Annotated in this window: 9 protein-coding genes; 5 read left to right on the top strand and 4 right to left on the bottom strand. The window is 71.5% G+C overall.

Going from position 1 to position 6,812, the window contains the following annotated elements:
• Positions 1-291 precede the first annotated feature (291 nt).
• The 3 genes from ACVMLK_RS19015 to ACVMLK_RS19005 all read right to left on the bottom strand — a co-directional run bounded on the left by ACVMLK_RS19015 (position 292) and on the right by ACVMLK_RS19005 (position 2,350).
• Positions 292-1,266: a tripartite tricarboxylate transporter substrate-binding protein gene (locus ACVMLK_RS19015; RefSeq protein WP_422921951.1), complete on the bottom strand. Its 975-nt coding sequence runs from the start codon at positions 1,264-1,266 to the stop codon at positions 292-294.
• Between the two features lie 193 nt (positions 1,267-1,459).
• Entirely contained in the window at positions 1,460-2,110 is a 651-nt protein-coding gene (locus tag ACVMLK_RS19010) for a LysR substrate-binding domain-containing protein (protein ID WP_457487294.1), read from the bottom strand.
• A 6-nt stretch (positions 2,111-2,116) separates the two neighbouring features.
• Positions 2,117-2,350 carry a LysR family transcriptional regulator gene (locus tag ACVMLK_RS19005; protein ID WP_457487293.1) on the bottom strand — a complete coding sequence of 78 codons (234 nt, stop codon included), beginning with the start codon at positions 2,348-2,350 and terminating at the stop codon, positions 2,117-2,119.
• A gap of 113 nt (positions 2,351-2,463) precedes the next feature.
• On the opposite strand from ACVMLK_RS19005, the gene ACVMLK_RS19000 reads away from it, so the two are divergent.
• On the top strand, positions 2,464-2,715 hold the full coding sequence (locus ACVMLK_RS19000; protein ID WP_198368016.1) for a DUF1127 domain-containing protein: 252 nt from the start codon (positions 2,464-2,466) through the stop codon (positions 2,713-2,715).
• Between the two features lie 18 nt (positions 2,716-2,733).
• Here the strand turns inward: ACVMLK_RS19000 and ACVMLK_RS18995 are convergent, their stop codons facing one another.
• Positions 2,734-3,063 carry a hypothetical protein gene (locus ACVMLK_RS18995; protein WP_457487292.1) on the bottom strand — a complete coding sequence of 110 codons (330 nt, stop codon included), beginning with the start codon at positions 3,061-3,063 and terminating at the stop codon, positions 2,734-2,736.
• 242 nt (positions 3,064-3,305) lie between these two features.
• On the opposite strand from ACVMLK_RS18995, the gene serA reads away from it, so the two are divergent.
• From serA to ACVMLK_RS18975, 4 genes are all read left to right on the top strand, one after another.
• The gene (gene serA, locus ACVMLK_RS18990; RefSeq protein ID WP_457487291.1) at positions 3,306-4,598 is read left to right on the top strand and encodes a phosphoglycerate dehydrogenase; all 1,293 of its coding nucleotides are present in this window, start codon (positions 3,306-3,308) and stop codon (positions 4,596-4,598) included.
• A gap of 119 nt (positions 4,599-4,717) precedes the next feature.
• On the top strand, positions 4,718-5,569 hold the full coding sequence (kdsA, locus tag ACVMLK_RS18985; RefSeq protein ID WP_198368018.1) for a 3-deoxy-8-phosphooctulonate synthase: 852 nt from the start codon (positions 4,718-4,720) through the stop codon (positions 5,567-5,569).
• On the top strand, positions 5,566-6,312 hold the full coding sequence (locus ACVMLK_RS18980) for a 3-deoxy-manno-octulosonate cytidylyltransferase (RefSeq protein ID WP_198368019.1): 747 nt from the start codon (positions 5,566-5,568) through the stop codon (positions 6,310-6,312). The genes kdsA and ACVMLK_RS18980 overlap by 4 nt, the downstream gene beginning before the upstream one ends.
• Before the next feature lie 172 nt (positions 6,313-6,484).
• Positions 6,485-6,670 carry a CsbD family protein gene (locus ACVMLK_RS18975; RefSeq protein WP_198368020.1) on the top strand — a complete coding sequence of 62 codons (186 nt, stop codon included), beginning with the start codon at positions 6,485-6,487 and terminating at the stop codon, positions 6,668-6,670.
• The last annotated feature ends 142 nt before the right edge of the window (positions 6,671-6,812 follow it).

Genomic DNA, 6,812 nt, shown 5'->3' with positions numbered 1-6,812 from the left:
GCCATCAATCCAAATATCTCTACTTCCAGAAAACCCGATGCGATTTTAAATCAACGGTTTGGGCCGAAGCCCGTAGCCTCTCCGCTCAGCAGAGGAAGGCGTATCTAGGAGCCCTTCGGCCACCCGTCAACCCCTCTATCATCAGCCAATCGAAGTCCGTTCGCCGTTCAGCAGCGCCAACCGGCGGCGTGGACGGGCTTTTACGGGGCATCCCGCATCCCGTCAAACCCCTTTTTTCACCATTCCTCTTCCGGAACGAGGGCCGCGGCGTGGCGGCCCTCCCCATGCGCCTCAGCTGTCGGCGCGGATGTCGTTCTCCCGGATCACCTTGCCCCACTTGGCGATCTCGCCTTCCAGGAAGCGGCCGCATTCCTCCGGCCCCGTGGCCTTCACGTCGGCGCCCTGCTCCTCGATCTTCTGCCGGACGGCCGGCTCGGCGAGGGTCCTGGCCAGCGCCGCCTGCATCTTGTCCACGATCGGCTTGGGCGTGCCGGCGCGCCCGAGGAAGGCCCACCAGGTCGGCGCCTCGAAGTCTCCCACCCCTTGTTGCGCGAAGCTTTGCACGCCCGGCACGTGGCGCGTCTCGCCCCGAGTCGTGACGCCAATGGGGCGCAGCACGCCGGAGCGGATGTGCTGGTTGATCACCACCACGTTGGACATGAACAGCGGCACGTGGCCCGCCACGGCATCCTGCGTCGCCGGCCCGCCCCCGCGATAGGGGACATGCACCATGCGGAAGTCCCCCTGCTGTTGCAGCAGGGTGGTCGCCACATGCGCCAGGCCGCCGACGCCGCTGGTGGCGAAGTTCAGCGTGTTCGGGGCCGCTTTGGCCGCCTTGACGATGTCGGCGTAGCTGCGGAAGGGGGTGCTCTGATGCGCCACGAGGGCCAGCGGCCCCGTCGCCACCAGGCTGACCGGCGTGAAGGCCTCCATGGTGCGGAAGGGCAGCCGCATCACGCTCTCGTTGGTGGCCTGGGTGTCATAGGCCAGCAACCAGGTATAGCCGTCCGGCTCGGCCCGCGCCGCCTCGCCGGCCCCGATGGCGCCGGAGGCGCCACCGCGGTTCTCGATGACCACGGGCCGTCCCAGGATCTCCTGCAACCGCGGCTGGAAGATCCGCGCGACCGTATCGGTGCTGCCCCCCGGGGGCCAGGCGACGATCAGGCGGATGGTCTTGTCCGGCCAGCCGGTCTCGGCCCGCAGGACCCCCGGCATCGCCAGCAACCCCGTGCCCGCCGCCAGCAGGCCTCGGCGCTTGATGAACATTCCCGTCTCATCCTCTCTCATTCGCCGCCGGGGCAGGCCCGTCGGCGGTCTTCTTTCTTGGACGAAAGGAGAGAACGGCTCCGTACCGGCCGCGGCCCGCGATCAGGTCCGCTGGACCCTCGTCGCGGCCGGACACCCGATGCAGGCTCCCTCTCCCCTTCAAGTGAAGGAGAGCACTGCCCCGCCGCTGTCATCAAGCGCCGTTTGGCAGCCCACCGGGCTCGTGGCGGAAGCCCTCCACGATGTGGCGCTCCAGGGCCCGCGCCGAGGAACTCTCCGAGGCCCGGGCCAGGGCGATCTCGAATTCCGGCAGCGCCGGCAGCCCGTCCGCGGCATCGAGCATCCTCAGCCCCGGCGGCAGGGGGGCCGCCAGCCCGACCGTGATGGCGAGCCCCGCCAGGACCACGGCATGGGTGCCCATCTGCGCGCTGGAACTGTAGGTGAGGCGCCAGGGCACCCCGGCGGCGTCGAGCGCCGTCGTCGCCGCGGTGCGCCAGACGCAGCTGGGCTGCGCCAGCGACAGCTTCAGCGGCCGCTGGCGGTGCACCGCATGCGCCACCGAACCCACCCATTGCAGCGGACCGCGCCAGAGCGTGAGGCCGGCGCGCGGCTCGCGCTCATTGCCGGCCGAGTAGAGGCTGAGGTCGAGCTCGCCACGCTCCATCCGCTCCAGAAGCTCGTTGGAGGGCGCGCAGATCACCTCCAGCTCCACCGCCGGATGCGCCTCGGCGAAGCGGGCCAGAATCTCGGGCAGCCACAGCAGGACATAGTCGTCCGGCGTGCCCAGGCGGATCAGCCCGGCGATCTCGGGCGTGCGGAAATTGGCCAGCATCTCGTCATGCATGCTGAGCTAGGGGCGGGCGCGGTCCAGCAGCCAGGCGCCGTGCGGCGTCAGGGAGAAGCCGCGCGCGCCCCGCACCAGCAGCGGCTGGCCGAGCATCTCCTCGAGCCGGCGCATCTGCATCGAGACGGCGGACTGGGTTCGCCCCACGCGCTGCGCGGCACGGGTCACGCTCGCGCCCTCGGCGATCAGCACGAAGGAGCGCAGCAGGTCGGGGTCCAGGCCTGGCGGGAGGGCAAGCATGGGATCAGCATCAACGATGCTGATGCCCTTCGTCAAAACAATTCGTTTTTCTTATGTCGGCGGCGCATCCATCCTGATGGCATCCGCCACCCTGAGAGGAAAGGCCACAGGCCATGTCCGCCTATCTCAGCCCTCCCCCGCCCTCGAACTGCGCCACCCCTCGCGCTCTGGCCGCACGGGTCTCCGCCCGCCCGGCCGCCGCCGGATGGAGGGCCTTCCTCCGCCGCGCCCTGCACGCCATCGAGACCCGCCAGCAGCTGGCCGAGATGGACGCGCGGATGCTCAAGGACATCGGGCTCAGCCGGGCCGAGGCCCTGGAGGAGGCCCATCGCGCCCCCTGGGATCTCGGCCGGCGGCGGCCCTGATCCCGGTCCGGGAGCGTCTCAGGCGGCCAGGGGCCGGGCCGCCGTCGCGCGCAGCTGGGCCGCGGCCCAGCGCGGGGCCTCCCGCAGCAGGCCGTCCAGCCTGACGGGCGAGAGGGACTCGGCGTGCTCGCGCGCGGTCACGGCCTCCGCATCCCAGCCGGCCAGGGCCTCCGGCGGCGGCATGTCCTGCCCGCCCAGGGCCCGCGCCCGGCGGGCGGTGTCCAGGATGCGCGCCGCCGCGTCCAGCCGCAGGCGCTCGATCAGTTCGCCCCGGGCGATCTCGCCCAGCGCATCCATCATCACCCGCCGGCGCCCGGCCGGCGGCAGTTCCATCATTTCGACAGCCATGTCGGAATCTCCATTCGTTCCCCGCTTCTTCGGATGGCGGAGCATGAGACCGGGACATGGGCCGGGGCGGCCGGCGCCACAAGGCGAATCCGCCCCCGAGCCGCCCGTCTTCCGCATGGCTCCCCGCACCCCATGTTTCTGGACGGGGCGAAGCGCCCCCCACGGGCCTGACCGCCGACGCGGGCCTCGTCCGAGCGTTTCGCACTTCTCGAAAGCCCGTCGCCGGGGCATTGAACCCGCCCATGTCGAAGATCCAGCGCGCCATGCCGAACTCCCTGCCGCCGCAACTCTCGAACCAGCGGATCTCGCTGCCGAAGGACCGCATCCGGATCCTGTTGCTGGAAGGGGTGGCGGATACCGCCCTCTCGCTGCTGGCCGCCGCCGGCTACACCAATGTCCAGCGCGAGTCGAAGGCCCTGGAAGGCGAGGCGCTGAAGCAGGCGCTGCAGGGCGTCCATCTCCTCGGCATCCGCTCCCGCACCCAGCTCACGCGCGAGGTGCTGGAGGCGGCGGACCGGCTGATCGCCGTCGGCTGCTTCTGCATCGGCACCAACCAGGTCGATCTCGGCGCCGCCAAGAACCTCGGCATCCCGGTCTTCAACGCCCCCTTCTCCAACACCCGCAGCGTGGCGGAGCTGGTGATGGGCGAGATCATCATGCTGCTGCGACGCATCCCCGACCGCTCCCGCAGCGCGCATGAGGGCGGCTGGGACAAGTCGGCGGCGAACAGCCGCGAGGTGCGCGGCAAGACGCTCGGCATCGTCGGCTACGGCAATATCGGCAGCCAGCTCTCGGTCATGGCCGAGGCGCTGGGCATGCGCGTGGTCTATTTCGACACCGTGCCCAAGCTGCCGCACGGCAATGCCGTCGCCGCCGCCAGCCTGACCGACCTGCTCGGCGCCGCCGATGTGGTCAGCCTCCATGTCCCCGAGACCCCCGCCACCGAGGGGATGATCGGCGCCGCGGAGGTCGCCGCCATGCGGCCCGGCGCCATCCTGATCAACAATGCCCGCGGCAGGGTGGTGGATCTGCAGGCGGTGGCCGATGCGCTGCGCACCGGCCATCTGCTCGGCGCCGCCGCCGATGTCTTCCCCGAGGAGCCGAAGCGCAATGGCGAGCGCTTCTCCTCCCCGCTGCAGGGCCTGCCCAACGTCATCCTGACGCCGCATATCGGCGGCAGCACCGAGGAGGCGCAGGATCGCATCGGCGAGGAGACGGCGCGCAAGCTCTCCGACTATTCGGACACCGGCGCCACGCTGGGCGCGGTCAACTTCCCCGAGGTGACGCTGCCGGCGCGGCCCTCCGGCACCCGCTTCATGCATGTCCACCGCAACGCCCCCGGCGTGCTGGCGGCGATGAACGAGGTGTTCAGCCGCTTCAGCCTGAACATCAGCGCCCAGTATCTGCAGACCGATCCCGAGATCGGCTATGTCGTGGTCGATGCGGAGCAGGTGCTGGAGCCCGAGGCGGTGCTGGCGGCGCTGCGCGAGATCCCCGGCACGCTGCGCGCCCGGCTGCTCTACGAGCGGCACTGAACGAACGGCCCCGGGCGGCGGCGGCTGGCCCGCGCCGGCCCCGGCGGTTAAGTAAGCGCTGATCTATCGGGCGAGGGTGGGCGCGCGCCCGGCCTCGCCGTGTTTCCGGAGGCCGCGTCATGCTCCCCCCCAATCCCATCGTCGAGGTCGGCGCCGTCCGCTTCGGCAACCACCTGCCCGTGGCCGTCATCGCCGGCCCCTGCCAGATGGAGAGCCGCCAGCACGCGCTCGAGACGGCGCAGGCGCTGAGGGAGATCGCGGCCCGGCTCGGCATCGGCCTCGTCTACAAGACCTCCTTCGACAAGGCGAACCGCACCAGCGCCAGCGCCGCGCGCGGCATGGGGATGGCGGCCGCCCTGCCGGTCTTCGCCGAGATCCGCGAGAGCCTCGGCCTGCCCGTGCTGACCGACGTGCACGAGCGCGAGCACTGCGCGCCGGTGGCCGAGGTGGTGGACATCCTGCAGATCCCGGCCTTCCTCTGCCGCCAGACCGACCTGCTGCTGGCCGCCGCCGCCACCGGCCGGGCCGTCAATGTCAAGAAGGGGCAGTTCCTGGCGCCCTGGGACATGGCCCATGTGGTCGAGAAGCTGACCGGCGCGGGCAATCCGAATGTGCTGCTGACCGATCGCGGCACCAGCTTCGGCTACAACACGCTGGTCTCCGACTTCCGTGGCCTGCCGGTCATGGCCCGCACCGGCGCGCCGGTGATCTTCGACGCCACCCATTCGGTGCAGCAGCCGGGCGGCCAGGGCGGTTCCTCCGGCGGGCAGCGGGAGTTCGTCCCCGTCCTCGCGCGCGCCGCCGTGGCGGTGGGCGTGGCCGGGCTGTTCATCGAGACCCACCAGGACCCGGACCGCGCCCCCTCGGACGGCCCGAACATGGTGCCGCTTGCCGCGTTCGAACCGCTGCTGGCCCAGCTGATCGCGCTCGACCGGCTGAGCAAGGCGCAACAGGCGGAGGCGTCGGCGTGAACCCCGTCGTCCTGATCCCCTCGCGGCTGGCGGCGACGCGCCTGCCCAACAAGCCGCTGGCCGATCTGCATGGCGAGCCGATGATCGTCGCCGTCTGGCGCCGCGCCGTCGAGGCCGATGTCGCCCCGGTCTGGATCGCCACCGACACGCCGGCCATCGCCGAGGCCGTGCGAGCCGCCGGCGGGCAGGCGGTGCTCACCGCGCCGGACCATCCCTCCGGCTCCGACCGGGTCTTCGAGGCGCTGAACCGGATCGACGCCGAGCATCGCTTCGATGCCGTGATCAACGTGCAGGGTGACCTGCCGACCGTGGCCCCCGCCACCATCCGCGCCGCCGCGCAGCCGCTCTCGGACCCGGAGGTGGCCATCGGCACCGCTGTCGCGCCGATCCTGCGCCAGGAGGAGCGCGAGGCGTCCAGCGTGGTCAAGATGGTGGGCACGCCGCTCGGGGCGGGACGCTTCCGCGCGCTCTATTTCACCCGCGCCCAGGCACCCTGGGGCGAGGGGCCGCTCTACCACCATATCGGCCTCTATGCCTGGCGGCGCGAGGCGCTGGCGCGCTTCGTCCGGCTGCCGCCGTCCACCCTGGAGCAGCGCGAGAAGCTGGAGCAGCTCCGCGCCCTGGAGGCGGGGATGCGGATCGACGCGATGGAGGTGGCCGAGGTGCCGCTTGGCGTCGATACGCCCGAGGACCTGGAGCGCGCCCGTGCCATCCTGCGGGGCCGGCTGCCCAGCGGCGGCTGACCGACCCTCGTCGCGGCACCGGCGCTTCCTGCCTGCCGCTCCCCCGGGCCTCCCGTGTTGCGGGAAGCGCTGTCGCAACCAATGCAAGGCCCCGGCCGTTTCCCTGTCAGAGCCACCATGATGAGTGGCCGGGCGGCAATTCTGCCGCGCCGACAATGAAAGCAGGAAAGCCATGGTCGACAAGGATCGCATCGAGGGCGCCGCCAAGCAGGCCAAGGGCGCCATCAAGGAAGCCGCCGGCAAGGTGACCGGCAGCACCTCGACCGAGATCGAAGGCAAGGCCGACAAGGCCGAGGGCAAGGCGCAGAGCGCCGCCGGCAAGGTCAAGGACGCGGCGCGGGATACCGTCAGCCGCTGATCGCTGCAGCCTGCTGAGGCGGCCAGAAGACGACCGGCCGGGGGCGCCGCCCTCGCGCGCCCCCGGACGCTCGCTCCGTGCCGCCGCTCCGCCGCGCCGGCGCCCCCGGCGCAACCCCCGCCCTCGCCCGCCGGCCAGGACA

Source organism: Teichococcus aerofrigidensis (assembly GCF_054073225.1).
This window is presented reverse-complemented; position numbering and strand designations above follow the sequence as displayed.

What these genes read in the sequence shown, in the direction of transcription:
- ACVMLK_RS19015 (WP_422921951.1), bottom strand. Translation starts at nt 1,266, where the DNA reads ATGTTCATCAAGCGCCGAGGCCTGCTGGCGGCGGGCACGGGGTTGCTG.
- ACVMLK_RS19010 (WP_457487294.1), bottom strand. Translation starts at nt 2,110, where the DNA reads ATGCATGACGAGATGCTGGCCAATTTCCGCACGCCCGAGATCGCCGGG.
- ACVMLK_RS19005 (WP_457487293.1), bottom strand. Translation starts at nt 2,350, where the DNA reads ATGCTTGCCCTCCCGCCAGGCCTGGACCCCGACCTGCTGCGCTCCTTC.
- ACVMLK_RS19000 (WP_198368016.1), top strand. Translation starts at nt 2,464, where the DNA reads ATGTCCGCCTATCTCAGCCCTCCCCCGCCCTCGAACTGCGCCACCCCT.
- ACVMLK_RS18995 (WP_457487292.1), bottom strand. Translation starts at nt 3,063, where the DNA reads ATGGCTGTCGAAATGATGGAACTGCCGCCGGCCGGGCGCCGGCGGGTG.
- serA (WP_457487291.1), top strand. Translation starts at nt 3,306, where the DNA reads ATGTCGAAGATCCAGCGCGCCATGCCGAACTCCCTGCCGCCGCAACTC.
- kdsA (WP_198368018.1), top strand. Translation starts at nt 4,718, where the DNA reads ATGCTCCCCCCCAATCCCATCGTCGAGGTCGGCGCCGTCCGCTTCGGC.
- ACVMLK_RS18975 (WP_198368020.1), top strand. Translation starts at nt 6,485, where the DNA reads ATGGTCGACAAGGATCGCATCGAGGGCGCCGCCAAGCAGGCCAAGGGC.